This window comes from Natronosalvus caseinilyticus (genome assembly GCF_017357105.1).
Taxonomy (GTDB): domain Archaea; phylum Halobacteriota; class Halobacteria; order Halobacteriales; family Natrialbaceae; genus Natronosalvus; species Natronosalvus caseinilyticus.
In genome coordinates this window covers 3,773,556-3,788,276 of record NZ_CP071596.1, presented here as the reverse complement: position 1 = coordinate 3,788,276, position 14,721 = coordinate 3,773,556, and the positions used below count along the sequence as shown (strand labels likewise).

17 protein-coding genes and 1 pseudogene are annotated in these 14,721 nt (G+C 66.1%); 5 read left to right on the top strand and 13 right to left on the bottom strand.

What is annotated here, in order from left to right:
• Positions 1-101 precede the first annotated feature (101 nt).
• From gvpM to J1N60_RS18360, 8 genes are read right to left on the bottom strand one after another with little or no spacing between them, the layout of a single operon-like run.
• Positions 102-494 carry a gas vesicle protein GvpM gene (gene gvpM, locus J1N60_RS18395; RefSeq protein ID WP_312909401.1) on the bottom strand — a complete coding sequence of 131 codons (393 nt, stop codon included), beginning with the start codon at positions 492-494 and terminating at the stop codon, positions 102-104.
• Positions 491-1,564 (bottom strand): gas vesicle protein GvpL, encoded by a 1,074-nt coding sequence (gvpL, locus tag J1N60_RS18390; RefSeq protein ID WP_312909400.1) that lies wholly within the window; start codon positions 1,562-1,564, stop codon positions 491-493. Before gvpL ends, gvpM begins: the two co-directional genes overlap by 4 nt.
• Complete coding sequence (locus tag J1N60_RS18385; protein ID WP_312909399.1) at positions 1,554-1,901, bottom strand: gas vesicle protein K; 348 nt, start codon at positions 1,899-1,901, stop codon at positions 1,554-1,556. The genes gvpL and J1N60_RS18385 overlap by 11 nt, the downstream gene beginning before the upstream one ends.
• Positions 1,898-2,338, bottom strand: a complete 441-nt coding sequence (gene gvpJ, locus J1N60_RS18380) for a gas vesicle protein GvpJ (protein ID WP_312909398.1) — start codon at positions 2,336-2,338, stop codon at positions 1,898-1,900. Before gvpJ ends, J1N60_RS18385 begins: the two co-directional genes overlap by 4 nt.
• Positions 2,338-3,270, bottom strand: coding sequence for a hypothetical protein (locus tag J1N60_RS18375; protein WP_312909397.1), 933 nt, complete (start codon positions 3,268-3,270; stop codon positions 2,338-2,340). The genes gvpJ and J1N60_RS18375 overlap by 1 nt, the downstream gene beginning before the upstream one ends.
• On the bottom strand, positions 3,263-4,183 hold the full coding sequence (locus J1N60_RS18370; protein ID WP_312909396.1) for a gas vesicle protein GvpH: 921 nt from the start codon (positions 4,181-4,183) through the stop codon (positions 3,263-3,265). The genes J1N60_RS18375 and J1N60_RS18370 overlap by 8 nt, the downstream gene beginning before the upstream one ends.
• The gene (gvpF, locus tag J1N60_RS18365) at positions 4,176-4,439 is read right to left on the bottom strand and encodes a gas vesicle protein GvpF (RefSeq protein ID WP_312912618.1); all 264 of its coding nucleotides are present in this window, start codon (positions 4,437-4,439) and stop codon (positions 4,176-4,178) included. Before gvpF ends, J1N60_RS18370 begins: the two co-directional genes overlap by 8 nt.
• A complete protein-coding gene (locus J1N60_RS18360) occupies positions 4,439-5,134 on the bottom strand; it encodes a GvpL/GvpF family gas vesicle protein (RefSeq protein ID WP_312909395.1) in 696 nt (231 codons plus the stop codon). The genes gvpF and J1N60_RS18360 overlap by 1 nt, the downstream gene beginning before the upstream one ends.
• 380 nt (positions 5,135-5,514) lie before the next feature.
• On the opposite strand from J1N60_RS18360, the gene J1N60_RS18355 reads away from it, so the two are divergent.
• Together J1N60_RS18355 and J1N60_RS18350 are read left to right on the top strand one after the other, a co-directional pair.
• Positions 5,515-7,215, top strand: a complete 1,701-nt coding sequence (locus tag J1N60_RS18355; protein ID WP_312909394.1) for a methylmalonyl-CoA mutase family protein — start codon at positions 5,515-5,517, stop codon at positions 7,213-7,215.
• A gap of 99 nt (positions 7,216-7,314) precedes the next feature.
• Positions 7,315-7,488, top strand: coding sequence for a hypothetical protein (locus tag J1N60_RS18350; RefSeq protein ID WP_312909393.1), 174 nt, complete (start codon positions 7,315-7,317; stop codon positions 7,486-7,488).
• 5 nt (positions 7,489-7,493) lie between these two features.
• Here the strand turns inward: J1N60_RS18350 and J1N60_RS18345 are convergent, their stop codons facing one another.
• The 4 genes from J1N60_RS18345 to J1N60_RS18330 all read right to left on the bottom strand — a co-directional run bounded on the left by J1N60_RS18345 (position 7,494) and on the right by J1N60_RS18330 (position 11,082).
• Positions 7,494-8,042, bottom strand: a complete 549-nt coding sequence (locus tag J1N60_RS18345) for a metallophosphoesterase family protein (protein WP_312909392.1) — start codon at positions 8,040-8,042, stop codon at positions 7,494-7,496.
• Positions 8,043-8,102: 60 nt separating this feature from the next.
• Complete coding sequence (locus J1N60_RS18340) at positions 8,103-8,735, bottom strand: class I SAM-dependent methyltransferase (protein ID WP_312909391.1); 633 nt, start codon at positions 8,733-8,735, stop codon at positions 8,103-8,105.
• A 65-nt stretch (positions 8,736-8,800) separates the two neighbouring features.
• Positions 8,801-10,102 carry a histidine--tRNA ligase gene (gene hisS / locus J1N60_RS18335; protein ID WP_312909390.1) on the bottom strand — a complete coding sequence of 434 codons (1,302 nt, stop codon included), beginning with the start codon at positions 10,100-10,102 and terminating at the stop codon, positions 8,801-8,803.
• A 98-nt stretch (positions 10,103-10,200) separates the two neighbouring features.
• Entirely contained in the window at positions 10,201-11,082 is an 882-nt protein-coding gene (locus tag J1N60_RS18330) for a cell division protein CdpA domain-containing protein (protein ID WP_312909389.1), read from the bottom strand.
• 381 nt (positions 11,083-11,463) lie between these two features.
• Here J1N60_RS18330 and J1N60_RS18325 point away from each other — a divergent pair.
• From J1N60_RS18325 to J1N60_RS18315, 3 genes and pseudogenes are all read left to right on the top strand, one after another.
• A pseudogene (locus tag J1N60_RS18325) lies at positions 11,464-11,745 on the top strand (DUF5789 family protein); the annotation flags it as partial.
• Positions 11,746-11,829: 84 nt separating this feature from the next.
• Positions 11,830-12,528: a CPBP family glutamic-type intramembrane protease gene (locus J1N60_RS18320; RefSeq protein WP_312909388.1), complete on the top strand. Its 699-nt coding sequence runs from the start codon at positions 11,830-11,832 to the stop codon at positions 12,526-12,528.
• 72 nt (positions 12,529-12,600) lie between these two features.
• Positions 12,601-13,749, top strand: coding sequence for an AI-2E family transporter (locus J1N60_RS18315; RefSeq protein ID WP_312909387.1), 1,149 nt, complete (start codon positions 12,601-12,603; stop codon positions 13,747-13,749).
• A gap of 177 nt (positions 13,750-13,926) precedes the next feature.
• Here J1N60_RS18315 and J1N60_RS18310 read toward each other — a convergent pair whose 3' ends face one another.
• Complete coding sequence (locus J1N60_RS18310) at positions 13,927-14,682, bottom strand: diphthine--ammonia ligase (protein WP_312909386.1); 756 nt, start codon at positions 14,680-14,682, stop codon at positions 13,927-13,929.
• Positions 14,683-14,721: the final 39 nt, after the last annotated feature.

Sequence of the window (14,721 nt, the reverse complement as noted above, 5' to 3'; positions counted from 1 at the left end):
ACTCCGAACTCGGGCGGCGCTCGAGTTCGGTTCGATTCAGTTCGCGAGTCGTCTATCCAATTTGCGAGTCGTCCGTCGACCGACGTCGACCGCTGTCGCGATCACTCCTCGGAGACGGTGGATGGCTGCGGACGTTCACGCTCTCGCTCGTCCTCCGGCGCCGGCGTCCATCGCCGCGGTTCCCCCTGCGGGCGCATCGTGGGGTGATCCTGGAGTTCGCGGGCCTCGTCCGCGTCGACCTCGCGGTCGTCGCCTCCACGCCGATGACCGTACTGACGGCGCTCGAGCGCTCGAGCGCGCCGCGTCGTGTCCCAGTCCTCGAAGAGCCCGTAGTCGGTCATCGTCTCCATGCCGGCGATCGCGGCGGACAGTTTGATGCCCACGAGCGGAATCTCCGCGACGGAGACGATCACGTCGGCGCGCACGACCGCGCCGTCGCGCAGGAGCACGTCGAGGACGTCGACCAGTGCGTCGTCGTCTCGGTCGGGTTTCATCGCTGGCGATCACCCGTCTGGGTTTCCGTTTCCGTTTCCGTCTCGGGTCGCGTCCTCGTCTCCGTGCTCCCAGGCCGACCACCGCTCGCGCCAGCGTCCGTCTCCTCCCCGAGCGTAGGCGCGAACGAGTACGGCGGCCACGGCCCGGTGAACCGGACCTCGAGCCCCGGTTTCTCGGCGACGTCGTCGAGTACCGAACCGATCGTCTCCTCTTCGCTCTCCCGGGCGAGGACGGTCAGCCGGCAGAGCCGGGTGCCGTCAGTCGGTTTTCCCGCCCCGCCGGAACCGCTGGAACCGCTAGAAGCGCTAGAGAGACTCACCGACGGCTGGCGCTCGAGCACCTGCACCTCCCGCGCACACGACTCGAGCGACTGTCGCAGGGACTCCCGAATCGACGCTCGTCGGTCGCGCCGAAGGTCCCTGATCCGCTGGTCGAACTGCTTCTCGAGGAGGAACGCCCGTCCCTCCGAGGCCTCCTCCCGCTCTTCGGCCAGCGACGCGAGGTCGTCGTTGCGCTCGATTAGCGTCTCCTCGTCCGGCGGATCGGTCTCGACGACCTCGATCCGGTACTCCGCGTGGCCGGCGAGATCCGCGAGCGCCGCCTCGAGCGGGGCCCGCTGGTCGGCGAGCCACCCGCGGACGGCGTCGTCGTCGCCCCGGACGATGGTGTCGAACTGGAAGGGCAGCGGCGTGCCAAACTGCTGGCTCGCCCGGTCGATGACCGTCTGGTGGCGGACCAGCCACCGTTTGACCTGCGCGAGGTCGGCCGAATCGTACAGCGAGTCACAGGCGTGAACGACTGCAGCGAGGGTCGCGTTCCCGTCCTCGTCCCCGCCCCCGCCCCCGTCTCCGCGATCGAGCGCGACGACCGACACGGGTTCGTCGTCGATTCCGTCGACGTCCAGGTCGGCCTCGCCGCCCTCGAGCGTGACGACGCAGTAGACGTAGCGCCCGTCGTCGAAGTCGGGGGTTTCGTCGGCGTCCGGAACGGGTTCGTCGTCGCGACCCGCCGGGTCGTCGCGGTTCGCCTCTCGTTCCTGAGCCGTGGTTTCGCGCTGTTCACGCCCCATCGTCGTCACCTCCAAGGATGGCGTGGCCCGGTTCGACGTTCGTCGGATCGCCCTCGAGTTGCCTGATCGCGTCGCTGACCAGGCCGTCGAGGTCGTTTCGGAGGTCGTCGACGCCCTCCTCGATCCCCTCGTCGGCTTTGAGTTGCTCGAGTTCGGCCTCGATGGACGCGAGTTGTCGCCCCAGCCGGTCGATTTCTTCGTCGGTGAGATCCGGGGACTCCATCCGCCGGATCGCCTCCCGCTCGAGCGCTTCGACGAGGAGTTCCACGACGGTGATGACGAGGGTCATCAGTCCCTGGCGCGCGTTGCCCTCCTCGCCGACGTCGATCGTGGTCACGTGGTCTCGCCTCCGTCGGTCTCGGCTTCGGCTTCGGCCTCGCCCTTGGTTTCGTCTTCGCTCTCCTCTTCGTCGTCAGCGTCCGCCCCACTCGAGTCGTCCGCGTCCGAACGCTCAATCTGGTCGTCCTCGCCAGTTACGTTCACGCCGTGGACTGGTGCGACGGGCGGAATCAGCCGCCGGTCCTCCTCCGCGAGTTCCGGTTCGCCCGCGGCCTCCGCCACGCGGCGCATGTCCGTCCCCTCGGGGAACTCGAGGCCGTACTTCGCGGCCGTCTCGAAGGAGGCGATGGCGGCCCGAAGCTGGATGCCGAGTAGCTGGGTATCGCCGATGGAGACGGCGATGTCGGCGTTGATCACGATCCCCTTATCGAGCAGCATCTCGACGACGTCCGCGAGATCGGCCTGCTGACGGCTTGGCTGAACGGCGTCGACCATCAGCGCTCACCCCGCTGGCGTTCCCGTTCAATCTCAAATCGTCTGCCGTAGATCCGCCGCCGGGCAGGCGCCGTCGACAGCTTGACCTGCTGGGGGACCGTCGAGTAGCGGCTGTCGCTCCCGAGGTCCGCCCGGCCGACCGGCATGGTCGACGCCGCGGTCGGGTTCCTGGACGTGGTCCCGCGGTCCTGGCGGCGCATCCGCTCCCGGTTGAACTCGTAGAGCTTCTCGAACTGCTCGTGGGTCTCGAGCAGCGTCCAGCGGACGCCGTCGATGGCCTCCATCGCAGCTTGCTGGATCGAGACCTGTACGTACTCGGGGTCCTCGAGCACGTCGACGTCGAGGGCGTCCATGGTTTCCTCGGCGCTGACGTCGAGTTCGTCCTCGAGGAAGTCGTCGTCATGGTCGTCATCGTCGTCATCGTCGTCCGTTACCGTCGACGCCGCCGCGCCGACGGCCGAATCCTCCTCGCTCACGTCCTCGAGCGTATCGGTGAGGTCGTCGCCCTCCCTGAGCACGTCGGTCACGTCGGTCGCGCCCCACGCCTCGAGCAGATTGAGCGCGTCAAGCAGGGCGGTCACGTTGACCGCGTCCGTGATCTCTCCCGACTGGAGCGCATCCGGGATCTCGCCCATTTCGATTGCGTCGAGCAACTCGCCTGGTTCGACGACCTCGGCCAGGTCTTCGAGATCCATCGCTTCGACGAACTCGGCGAGGGCCGTCGTCACGTCCTCGAGCGCGTCGAGATTCTGGCGCACGTTCTCGAGTGCATCGTCGTCGAGTTCGCCGAGTGCGTCGACGTCGGCGAGGTCGTCCTCGAGCGCGTCGAGTGCGGCGGCGCCGGTTTCGACGATCGACTCGAGGTCGTCGGCCTCGATGTCGATTCCGTCGTCCACTTCGCTCGTTTCGCTCGTTTCGCTCGTCTCATTCATGGATATCACCATCCGTGGAGCCAGGGGCATCTACCCGGGTCACCCGAACCGTGAGGATGCCGTTGTTCACCGTCGCGTCGGCCTCCGTCTCCGGCCACGGCAGGCTCACGCGTGACAGTTCGTTATCGTCGTCGTCGGCCAGCACGAGGTCGTCGTCCTCGAACCCGACGCGGACCCGATCCTCCCCGACTGACGAGACGTCGGCGACGACCTCGAGTTCCGTCCCATACCGTCGCTTCGCGACGTCGATCGACGGGGTCGCGTGGCGTCGAGCGCGTTCGGACGAGCGCTCGTCGTGCACGCTGTGGCGCCGATTTCGACGGCCATCGTCCCCGGTGGGTTCGATCGAGCTGAATGTCAGGTCGACGTCGGTGTCGAACCTGAAACGGCTACCGTCGTCGCGTCGGCTCGAGTCGCCGAAGGGCGCGTTTCCGTACGCGCCGCCAAATCCGGTCCCGCTCTCGGCGCCCGACTCGAGGAGCCGAAAGAGCCGCGACAGGAGCTGTCCGCCCGGCCTGGCCTCGAATCCGGACTCCGAGTGGTGCCGACGGGAGGACGGAGACGACGGACGCCGCTCGTCTCCGTGTTCGTGTTCGTGCTCGCGTTCGTCGGACCGATCCGCTCGCTCGTTCGGTTGACTGCCGGATTTGTCGGGTTCGTCGGATTCGCTGGATTCGCCGAATCGGTCCTCCGTCGCGTCCTCGCTCGCGTCCATTTCGTCGACTTCGTTGACCTCGTCGACTTCGTCGTCTCCCGCGGTCGACTCCTGGTCGGACGGCTGGCTCGAGTCGGACACCGAATCGTCGTCGCCGTCGTTCGGTGGCGTCGCGGACGATTCCTCGGGTGGTTCATCGGGCGGTTCTTCGGACGGATCGTCGGGTGAATCTGGGGGGTCTGGTGGTTCGTCAGTCATTGGTTCGGACCTCCACGCGTCCGCTCGTGAGTTCCTCGTGGACCTCGCGAGCGAGCTCGAGTTCGTCTTCGATCTCGGCTTTGCGCTCCTCGTACTCGGCTTTCGACCGTTCGCCGAGTTCGTAGAGGAGCCGGTTTTCCTTGCGCTCGTCCTCGAGGGCTTCGATGTCGTACAGTTCGTCGATCGCCATCGTGTGCAGCGTGTTGACGAGGCCGACGAACGGGCGGACGAGCAGGTCGTCGACGATGATCGCCATCATCGCTGGGCCCCGATCTTGACGTCGACGAAACTGTACGGTGCGAACGGCCCCGAGTACCGGATCATCACGTCCTCGAGGTCGGCCTCGAGTTCGCCAACGGCGGTGTCGAACGCCTCGCGGTCCGACCGGTCGACGAGATAGGAGCGGTTGAGCACTAGCCGATCGCTGAACTCGCCACTGTCGACGCTACTCGTGGCCAGTGGCTCGAGTTCGTCGCTCACCCGCTCGACGATCGTCTCGTCGTCGACGGTCGCGTCCTGCTCGCGAACGACCTTCAGGCCGAGTTCGACCCTGTCGTCGATGTCGTGAAGCGTTCGTCGGAACGCGCCACGGCCGCCCCGGAGGACGTTCTTCAGCGCGCGTTCGCTCTCGAAGACCATGCCGAATCGCATCGGAACGATCGTTCGGCCGCCGTTCTCGGTCAACAGCGCGCGGAGCACCGCGTCGTGACGTTTCGCGTCCTCGTCGGTCTCCTCGGGATCGGTCACGTCGATCGGCGACGCCAGCGCGGCGAGTCGTCCGTGGGAGACCGGGTACAACTCGGTCGCCCCGGCGACGCCCGCCCCCTCTACGGGCAGCGTCTCCCGGTCCGAATCGTCATCTGCCTCGCCCTCCTCGAGCGAAATCACGTTGGCGTCGCTCGAGGCGACGATCCCGTACACGTAGTGGTAACTCGAGTTCGAGTCAGCCACCGTGCCACCTCGCGGATCGTCGCCGGCTTTGGTTCCGGTCCCAGGGACGGTCCCGGTGACCGCGACCGATCGCTCGCGGACGGTTCCACCGGCCGTCTGCGTCTGCGGTCGTCGATTGTTGTCGTGTATGCATACGTCTCACCCTCCAAATGCAGCGGCGACTGTGGCCGCCGCTCACTCACTCAGAGGTTCGAGCGGGCCGTGCGTTACCATGCTGCTTGCAGATGCAGCCTAGGCTCGTCGACGTCGGTCCGCTTCACAGTGTGCGGGTCGGGTGATGCGAGCAAATCGCGTTCCCACATCCCTCAGCTCCGCCAATGGCGCTGGCGTATCGACCGTTCCCGGAATCCTTAATGGACCGTCCGGCAATACTTACGCTCATGTACGATGAGGAGGAGCTCGAGGCGATCCAGGACGGCGAATCCGAGTGGGAATCGGAGACGCTCGAGCCCGTGATGGACCGCTTCGGGGAGCGAAAAGACCGGTTCGCGACGGTCTCGAACCTCGAGGTCGACCGACTGTACACCCCGGACGACGTCTCTGACCTGGACTACCTCGAGGATCTGGGCTTTCCCGGCGAGGAACCCTACACGCGGGGGCCGTACCCGACGATGTACCGCGGCCGGACGTGGACGATGCGTCAGTTCGCCGGGTTCGGGACCGTCGAAGAGACCAACGAGCGCTTTCACTACCTGATCGACCAGGGCCAGACCGGCCTCTCGACGGCGTTCGACATGCCGACGCTGATGGGGCTCGACTCGGACGACCCGATGAGCGACGGCGAGGTCGGCAAGGAGGGCGTCGCCGTGGACACGTTGCGGGACATGGAGGTGCTGTTCGACGGCATCGACGTCGGCGAGGTCTCGACGAGTTTCACGATCAACCCCTCTGCGCCCGTCATCTACGCGATGTACGTCGCGCTGGCCGACCAGCAGGGCGTGCCCCGCGACCAGGTCCGCGGCACCCTCCAGAACGACATGTTCAAGGAGTTCATCGCCCAGAAGGAGTGGGTCATCCCGCCCGAACCCGCCCTCGACCTCGTGACCGACGTCGTCGAATTCTCGACCGAGGAGACCCCGAAGTTCCACCCCATCTCGGTCTCGGGCTACCACATCCGCGAGGCCGGTTCGACCGCCGTCCAGGAACTCGCCTTCACCCTCGCGGACGGGTTCGGCTACGTCGAGGACGCGATGGACCGGGGCCTCGAGGTCGACGAGTTCGCGCCGCGTCTCTCGTTTTTCTTCAACTGCCACAACTCCTTCTTCGAGGAGATCGCCAAGTTCCGCGCCGCACGGCGAATCTACGCCCGCGTGATGGACGAGTGGTACGACGCCGAGCGCGCCGAATCCAAACGGCTGAAGTTCCACACCCAGACCGCCGGCCAGTCACTGACCGCCCAGCAGCCGATCAACAACGTCGCTCGCGTCACCGTCCAAGCCCTCGCCGGGGTGTTAGGAGGAACCCAGAGCCTCCACACCAACAGTTTCGACGAGGCGCTCGCCCTGCCCAGCGAGAAGGCCGTTCGCGTCGCCCTGCGGACCCAGCAGATCATCGCCGAGGAGTCCGGCGCTGCCGACATCGTCGATCCGCTCGGCGGTTCGTTCGCCGTCGAATCCCTGACCAACGAGGTCGAGGAGCAGGCGATGGAATACATCGAGCACATCCGCGACCTCGGCGACGGCTCCGTGCGAGACGGCATCCTCCAGGGCATCGACGACGGCTACTTCCTCCGGGAGATTCAGGAGGCCTCCTACGAGTACCAGGAGCGCGTCGAGCGCGAAGAGGAGGTCGTCGTCGGCGTCAACAAGTTCACCATCGATGAGGACACCAGCCCCGAGATCCTCCACGTCGACGAGGCCGCTCAGGAAACCCAGCTCGAGCGACTCGAGCGGACGAAAGCCGAGCGCGACGACGCGACCGTCGAGGCTGCTCTCGAGGACCTGAAGGCGACCATCGGGAGCGACGAGAACACCATGCCCGCCATCGTCGACGCCGTCAAGGCGTACGCGACGATGGGCGAGATCATGCAGGTGTTCGAGGACCACTACGGCGCCTACACCGAACAGATCGGGCTGGCCTGAGTGGGCCTCGAGTCGCCTATCCTGTTCGAATTGCCTATCCTGTTCGAGTCGTCCGCCTCCATCAAAATATATTTAGTGTTTCAAAATCGAGTGGAAATAATGTCTGACGATCCCGTCATCTTTCGTCTCAACGTCATCATCGTCCTCCTGATCGTGATTCTCGTCGCTCTGCTGGGGCCCGTATTCACGGCGCTCGTCTACGTCGTCAGCGCGCTAATCGTTCTTGCCGTCGCCGGTGCGATCGGGTGGGCGATGGTCCAGGGCGCCCGGTGATCGAATCAGGCCTCGTGGAGCGTCACCTCGAGGTCGCCGTCCTCGACGTCGACGGTCATCATCGTCGCCTTCTCGGCGGGGTCGGCCCCCGTCACCGAACCCGGGTTGAGCAGTCGAATCCCCTCGTGGACGCGGTCTTCGACCCTGTGGGAGTGACCACCGATGCCGACGACCCCCTCCCCGTCCCACGCGCGGGTCCGCGCTCGAGCGGTGTCCGCGATGGCGTTCGCCCAGTCCTCGTCGGCCATGACCATTCCGTCGTGGCCGTAGACGGCCGCTTCAACCGGGTTCAGCGTGCCGTGGGTGACGACGAAGGTGACGCCCTCGAGGGTCACGTCCGCCACCGCTGGCAACTCGAGGTCCGCCGGATCGGCGTTGCCGTGGACGGCAGTCAGGTCAGCGGTGAGGTCGCGAATCTCCGCGAGCGTCTCGTGGGTCTCGAAGTCGCCGGCGTGAATGGTGTGGTCCGCGTCGGCGATGCGCTCCCGGAAGCCGTCCGGGATGGCGTCTGCTCGCTCGGGTATGTGCGTATCGGAGATGACGGCGAGTCGCATACTCCTCGTGCGTTGGACGGCCAAAAAATAGTTCTGGTCGCTCGAGTCAGGGGAGACGAATCAGGGGACGCGATACGTCGGGAACCACTCCCCATGCTCGGACGTTCCCCTCGTGGGATCGCCGGATCGGTGGCCGACCAGGGTTACCAGTCGCTCGCCGTCGACCTCCCGTTCGGCGTAGTACCGGATCTCGAGCCTCGAGCAGGCCTCGAGGAGTTCGTTCGGCTCGAAGCGGTAGCGGTTTCCGGGACCGCCGCTGCTCGCGTCGTCCAGGTAGTGTTCGTAGACGAGCACCCCACCAGGGGCGAGGGCGTCGATGATCGCGGGCAGGCGGTCGCGGGCGTCGAAGAAACTGATCGTGACCAGGTCGTAGGCGTTCGGGCGAAACCCGTAGCTATCCACGTCGGCCAGAATCCAGTTGATCGCCAACGTCCGCTCGAGCGTTCGTTCTCGATCCTGCTCTCGCTCTCGAGCCCTCGATAGCACGGTACTCGAGATGTCGATGGCGTCGACCGTCCACCCTCTCTCGGCGAGGAACCGGGCGTTTCGGCCGCCGCCGGTGGCGACGTCGAGCGCCCGACCCGCGAGGAGGTCGTCCGCGAGGGCCTCGAGGACGGCCGACGGATCCTCGGGCGAGCGGTGTGTCGAGCCCTCGTAGCGGTCGTTCCAGCGTCGTCGTTCCTCGTCGGTCACGACTCGTTCTTCGTGGCGCTCGAGCAAGAAAGCGCCGCAAAGACGAACGTACTCGAGGAAGCGTCTCAGGCGTCGAAATCGTCGATGGTCGGCCGCTCGAGGTCGCCGGGGAACGCGGTAACTGGAACCTGGACCTCGTCGCCCGAGGCCATCTCCTTGACCGTGATTTCGTCGTTCTCGAGGTCGCGCTCGCCGACGATGACCGTCGTCTCGGCGTTGATCGAGTCGGCGTACCCCAGCTGGGCGCCGAAGGAGCGCCCGGCGACGTCGCTCTCGACGACGTGGCCCCGGTTTCTGAGGTCGCGAGCGATCCGCGAGGCCACCGAGCGGGTGTCGCCCACCGAGAGAACGTAGTAGTCGGTCGTCACCTCCTCGGCGGGCCAGACGCCGGCGCGTTGCATGAGTAGCGGCAGGGTCGCGTGGCCGGGAGCGACGCCGACCGCGGGCGTCGGCTGGCCGCCGAAGGACTCGATCAGGTCGTCGTAGCGCCCGCCGCCGAAGATCGACCGCGAGACGTCGCCCGCAGAGTCGAAGCACTCGAAGACGACGCCCGTGTAGTAGTCCAGGCCGCGAGCCGTCTCGAGCGAGATGGTGCAGTACTCGCGGGCGCCGAAGTCCTCGGCCGCCGCGAGGACGTCCTGCAGGTTCTCGACGGCTGCCGTGACGCGCTCGGTGTCGGCGAACGCGTCGACTGCCTCGAGGTCGCCCCCGGCGATCAGGTCGGCGACGTCCTCGGCCTCACCTCGTGAGAGTCCGGCGTCGGCGAGCAACCCGTGGTACTCGGCGCGGTCGATTTTGTCCGACTTGTCGACGGCCCTGATGGCCGCCTCGACGTCGACGTCGTCGCCGTAGGTCTCGAAGATGCCGCCGAGGATGTCGCGGTGGGAGATGCGGAACTCGAAGTGCTCGCCCGTGAGCCCGAGACCGGTGAGCGCGTCGGCAGCCCACGCCAGGATCTCGGCGTCGGCCTCGGGCTCCGAGGAGCCGAAGATGTCGACGTTGGTCTGGTAGAACTCGCGCTGGCGGCCCTGCTGGACCTGCTCGTAGCGCCAGAACGGGCGCGTCGAGAACCATTTAATTGGCTTCGAGAGTTCCTGTTGCTTGGCGACGACCATCCTGGCGACCGTCGGCGTCAGTTCCGGGGTGAGGGTGACGTGGCGGCCGCCCTGGTCCTCGAATGCGTAGAGTTCGTCGACGATGTCGTCCCCGCTCTTGTCGGTCCACATTTCCGCGCGCTCGAGCGCCGGCGTCCCGATTTCTCGAAATCCGTATCGACGGGCCGTCTCCTCGAGGGTATCGATCGCCTGGCGGCGAGCGGCCATCTCGCCGGGATAGAAGTCGCGAAAGCCCTTGATGCGGTCGTACATGGAATGTGGTTTACGGACCGAACACTTCTACTCTTTCGTTCGGCGCGGCCGCTCGAGTCTCGAGGAAACGACGGTGCGGCGAACATGACGAATCGACTCTACCGGCGATTCGGCGTCCACTCCTCGCAGGCATCCATGTCGTCCATCGTCTCCTCGAAGCGCCCACAGTAGGGCGTCATCCCGTTCGACGTTCGGACGTACTGGAAGTGCTGGCAGTTCCCGCAGTAGCGGTCGGTCGGATCGGCAGCCGTCGGCCCGTCGACGATGACGCCGTCCGAATCGGTAGCGTCCGCCGAGGGCCCGTCATCGAGCGGCGACCGAATGTCCTGCGTGGTCGAGCCACCGTCGCTGGCCGCCGAGCCCGGGTTCCCGGAGGTGGATGGTCCGTTCTTCTCGGCAGTCTGCGTCTCGACCTCGCCGTCGGGCGTCCCGCCGAGGAAGCCGATGCCGCCCAGGCCGCCTCTCGAGGACTCGACCTCGACGACCTTCGTCTGGTTTCGGCGGGTGACGTTCATCTCGAGCATGCCACCGGGGTCGTTTCGCGTCTTGAAGTTGACGACGCCGGTGAACAGACACCACATCGCGGTGAACAGGCCGAAGAGGTAGACGACGGACACCTGGAGCGTGAGGTTCTGGCCGTAGTTTCGCCAGTGGTCCGGGTAGGCGTAGGAGAAGAAGACGACGCCGAGCAGACAGATGCTCGTGCCAATTACGGCGGCAGCCTGCACGCGGCGACTCGCCGGAAGGACGGTGAAGACCCCCAGCAGCGCCAGCGGAACGCCGGTCCCGGCGAGTATTCCTGCCCACAGCACCGGCTCGTACTGGTCGGCGAACAGGCTCGCGAACGTCGAGGTCGTCGCGACGATGACGGCGACGACGGAGAGGAGCGCCCCGACGGCGACGAGTGCCGTTCCGGCGTACAGCCGTCGGTGGCTCGTTCCCGCTCCGGCCCCGTCGTAAACGTCCGTCAGGCTTGTCATATCCGCCCAATGGGGCTCATTCCACAAAACGATACGTCAGACACATGTAAAATATCATAGATGGTTTTCGACCCGGATCGTGCCCAATTCGACGCCCATCGGGTAGGGGTGAAACGATGTGAGACTCGACGCGTACTCGTCGTTTGGAACCACCGTCGAGACCAACCTCGGCCCGCCTTATTACTATACTTTCTATAGGATAAACAGGAACTCCGATACGCACCGTTCCTGCGCTGGCGATCGCCCCTCGAGGAGTGACGCTGGCACACCAAATCGATCGAGTCCCGATGGTGACTCGAGCCACCACGACCGACGAGGCAAGGGAGGTCCTGATCCCGCGGAAACGAAAGCTTGAATCGACGGGCTCGCGAACGCTCGCCTATGAGTGACGAGGAAGACGATTCGACGCCCGCCGTCGAGCTCGGTGAGCACACGCCCGTCGAGGGAGCCCCCCTCGCGCGCGTGACCTCTCGCCTGCACTGGCCCATCCAGAAGAGCGAAATCGACCGACTCGAGGGCGACAGCGAGATCCGAACGCCCGACGGTCCCCGAGCTATTTCGACCGTCCTCGAGGACGTCGACGAGACGTACTTCGAGCGCCGCCAGGAGTTCGAGGCACACGTCCAGGACGTCGTTGGAACCGGACCCGTCGCGACGGCAAACTCGGGCGCGGCAGCGGACTCGGGCACAACGGCGGACTCGAGCGCGTCGACCGCCGACGAATCGGCCTCGAGCGAGTAACGAATCGTGGAACGGGTGGACGAATCGGGCCTTCGCCGGTGGGTGCGCGAACACCTCGGTGACCGATCCTGGGTCCAGAAGTCGTTGATCGCGGGAGCAGTTCTCACGATCGTCTGGATGACCGGCGTCCCCGAGTCCATCGGCCGACGGGCGATCTTCGACTCGGTCGTCCTGATTGGCGGGCCGCTCGCGCTCGGCTACACCCACGGGCGTCACATCGGCTGGCACGTCGACCGCGTCGCGATCCGAAACGCGGTGTTGCTGGCGCTATTCGTCCTCCCGATCTACCTCGTCGGCTCGACGCTCCCCACGATCCGCGCGTACTACCCGATGTGGGAGACGTCGCTCGCGATGGGCGAGTTTCTCCCCCACGCGATCCAGCTGTTTACGCTCGCACTCGCCGCCGAGACCTACTACCGGGGCCTGCTCTGCGTCGGCGTCAAGGAAATCGGCATCGTGGCCGTGTTCATCAGCCCCGTCGTCTACATGATCCACCACGCCGCGAAGCCGCCGATCGAGTTCCTGCTCTCGGGGCCGACGGACGTCCTCTTCGGCGCCGTCGACTACCACTCGAACTCGATCCTGCCCTCGGTCGTCGCCCACGGCGCCGGACTGGTGCTTCTCGACTGGTTGGTCCTCCGAGAGCCGCTGTTCGACCCCACGGAACTGCTCGGGGCTCTCGAGTGGCTCCCGATCCCGCTCTAGATTCCGCTATAGGTCGTCGCGACCACCCCGCCGAAGGTGAAGACTTATGGGACTGTCACGTTAGCACTCGCTATGGATATTCGAGCCGGGTTCTTCGTACTCTCGCTGTTGATCCTCGGCTACATAGCCGCGCTAATGGTTCTCCCCCTCTTTCCGTACGTGATGGCTGCCTGTCTGCTCGCGTTCGTCCTCTATCCCCTCCAGCGGCGCCTCGAGACTCGACTCGAGCCGACGTGGCTCGGGAATCGCTACGGGACGAAACTCGTCGCCCTGGCGTTGACCGTCGTCGCCGTCGTCACCGCCGTCGTGCCGCTGGTGATTTTCTCGGTGATTCTCTTTCAGACCGTGTTCTCGTTTCTCCGCGACCTGGACGGCCGCAACCTGCTCGAGGGGGTCCGAACGACGGCCGAAGATCTCGGTCTCGACCCGCAGACGGTCGCCGCCCTCGAGGAACAGGCGCTCACCGGCGTCGAAACCGACGTCCTCACCCGCGTCATCAACCTCCTGCTGGACGAATCCGTTCGCCTGCTCAACTCGGGAATGGAGATGAGCATCGGACTGATCGTCCTCGTATTCCTGCTCTATTACTTCCTGGTCGACGGCGATCGGTTCGTTCACTGGGTCGGCGCCATCGCCCCCCTCGACCCCGTCGTTCAGGACGAACTGTTCGAGGAAATTCGGGTCGTCACCTGGGCGGTCATCCGCAGTCACGTCCTGGTCGCGCTCGTCCAGGGCGCCCTCGGCGGCCTCGGTCTCTGGGTCGCCGGCATCTCCAACGTCGCCTTCTGGACGCTGGTCATGATCGTCGCCGCCTTCCTGCCGGCCATCGGCGTCTGGCTCGTCTGGGGTCCGGCCGCCGGCTACCTCCTCGCCAGCGGCGAGACCGGCGCCGGTCTCCTCCTGCTCGCCTACGGTGCCGCGGTCCTCTCGGTTGTCGACAACTACCTGCGCGCCATCTTCGTCGATCGCCAGTCGGGCGTCCACCCCGCGGTCGTCCTCGTCGGCGTCATTGGGGGACTCTACCTCCTCGGGATCATGGGCCTGTTCCTCGGCCCGGTCCTCCTCGCGGTGTTCAAGGCCGGCCTCAACGTTTTCGGCGAGGCCTACGGCAACCTCGAGCCGCGACCCACGCTCGCGGAGGAACCCACCCAGGGCCCGACAACGCTCGAGATGTCGGCCGCGACTGCCGCTGGCGAGGAGCCGGCGGGCGAGACGGATTGAAAACCCACCTTTTGCACTGCGGTCTGCCGCGCTGGTGGCTTCGCCACACAGCGCGGCGTCCCTCGGCAAAAGCTGGACCAAAAGCACTCCTCCCTCCCCTACGGGTCAGTCGTCGGCCCGCTCGCTCACCGCGTTCGCTCGCGGTAGGATCGAGGTGAGACTAACTGCTGGATGGAACTACTCGAGCCTCGCCTCACTCACTCGAATCCGTCCACGGGTCCCTTCCCACTCGGTCTCGTACTCGAGATCCAGTCGCCGATCCATGTGCGGCCCGTCCACGACCAGCGTCTCGAACTCGCCGCCTTCGCCCAGCAGGTGGACGCCGTACTCCTCGTTGAGCGCCTCGAGTTCAGCCAGCGCGTCGTAATCGAGCGTCCGACCCAACCACGACTCGTCCAGGCCCGCCGCCGCCACCTGGACGATTACGATCTCGAACCCGGCCTCGAGCATCGACTCGGCCAGTTCTCGAGGATCCTCTCGCCAGAGCGGCGCGAACAGGTCACACTCGAGGCGCTCACACATCGCTTCGAGGCGACTGGTCTGGAACTCGCTCTCGACGGCGCCTGCGGTGACCCCGGCGAGCCCGCCATCGCCCTCGAGGTCGTCCGCGAGGTCGGCGAGCGCCGCCTCGAGCGGCTCGAGTTCGTCGTCGCCCTGTGTGCTCGAGTCCGTCGCCGATTCGGCGTCGAACGAGTCGGGTTCGACGTCGATCAGCGGAATGCCCATGCTCTCCGCGACCAGCGCCGTCAGGCGCGTCTCGGGGACGTGGTACATGTAGGAGTCGCCAGTCGGGTGGACCGTCAGGAGCCACTCGACGGAGAGCCCGCGCTCGAGCGCTCGATACACCGCCCACGCGGAATCCTTGCCGCCCGAAAAGAGGCCGACCCAGGCGCCTGTGCCCGTCGAATCGTCGGCGTCGTCCGGTGCTGTCATACTCGATGGTTCGACTCGAGCGTCATAGGGGTGGCGAGT

Bases quoted from the DNA above. Each gene is read 5' to 3' on its own strand.
- gvpM (WP_312909401.1), bottom strand. From the start codon at position 494: ATGAAACCCGACCGAGACGACGACGCACTGGTCGACGTCCTCGACGTG.
- gvpL (WP_312909400.1), bottom strand. From the start codon at position 1,564: ATGGGGCGTGAACAGCGCGAAACCACGGCTCAGGAACGAGAGGCGAAC.
- gvpJ (WP_312909398.1), bottom strand. From the start codon at position 2,338: ATGGTCGACGCCGTTCAGCCAAGCCGTCAGCAGGCCGATCTCGCGGAC.
- J1N60_RS18375 (WP_312909397.1), bottom strand. From the start codon at position 3,270: ATGAATGAGACGAGCGAAACGAGCGAAACGAGCGAAGTGGACGACGGA.
- J1N60_RS18370 (WP_312909396.1), bottom strand. From the start codon at position 4,183: ATGACTGACGAACCACCAGACCCCCCAGATTCACCCGACGATCCGTCC.
- gvpF (WP_312912618.1), bottom strand. From the start codon at position 4,439: ATGGCGATCATCGTCGACGACCTGCTCGTCCGCCCGTTCGTCGGCCTC.
- J1N60_RS18355 (WP_312909394.1), top strand. From the start codon at position 5,515: ATGTACGATGAGGAGGAGCTCGAGGCGATCCAGGACGGCGAATCCGAG.
- J1N60_RS18350 (WP_312909393.1), top strand. From the start codon at position 7,315: ATGTCTGACGATCCCGTCATCTTTCGTCTCAACGTCATCATCGTCCTC.
- J1N60_RS18345 (WP_312909392.1), bottom strand. From the start codon at position 8,042: ATGCGACTCGCCGTCATCTCCGATACGCACATACCCGAGCGAGCAGAC.
- hisS (WP_312909390.1), bottom strand. From the start codon at position 10,102: ATGTACGACCGCATCAAGGGCTTTCGCGACTTCTATCCCGGCGAGATG.
- J1N60_RS18330 (WP_312909389.1), bottom strand. From the start codon at position 11,082: ATGACAAGCCTGACGGACGTTTACGACGGGGCCGGAGCGGGAACGAGC.
- J1N60_RS18315 (WP_312909387.1), top strand. From the start codon at position 12,601: ATGGATATTCGAGCCGGGTTCTTCGTACTCTCGCTGTTGATCCTCGGC.
- J1N60_RS18310 (WP_312909386.1), bottom strand. From the start codon at position 14,682: ATGACAGCACCGGACGACGCCGACGATTCGACGGGCACAGGCGCCTGG.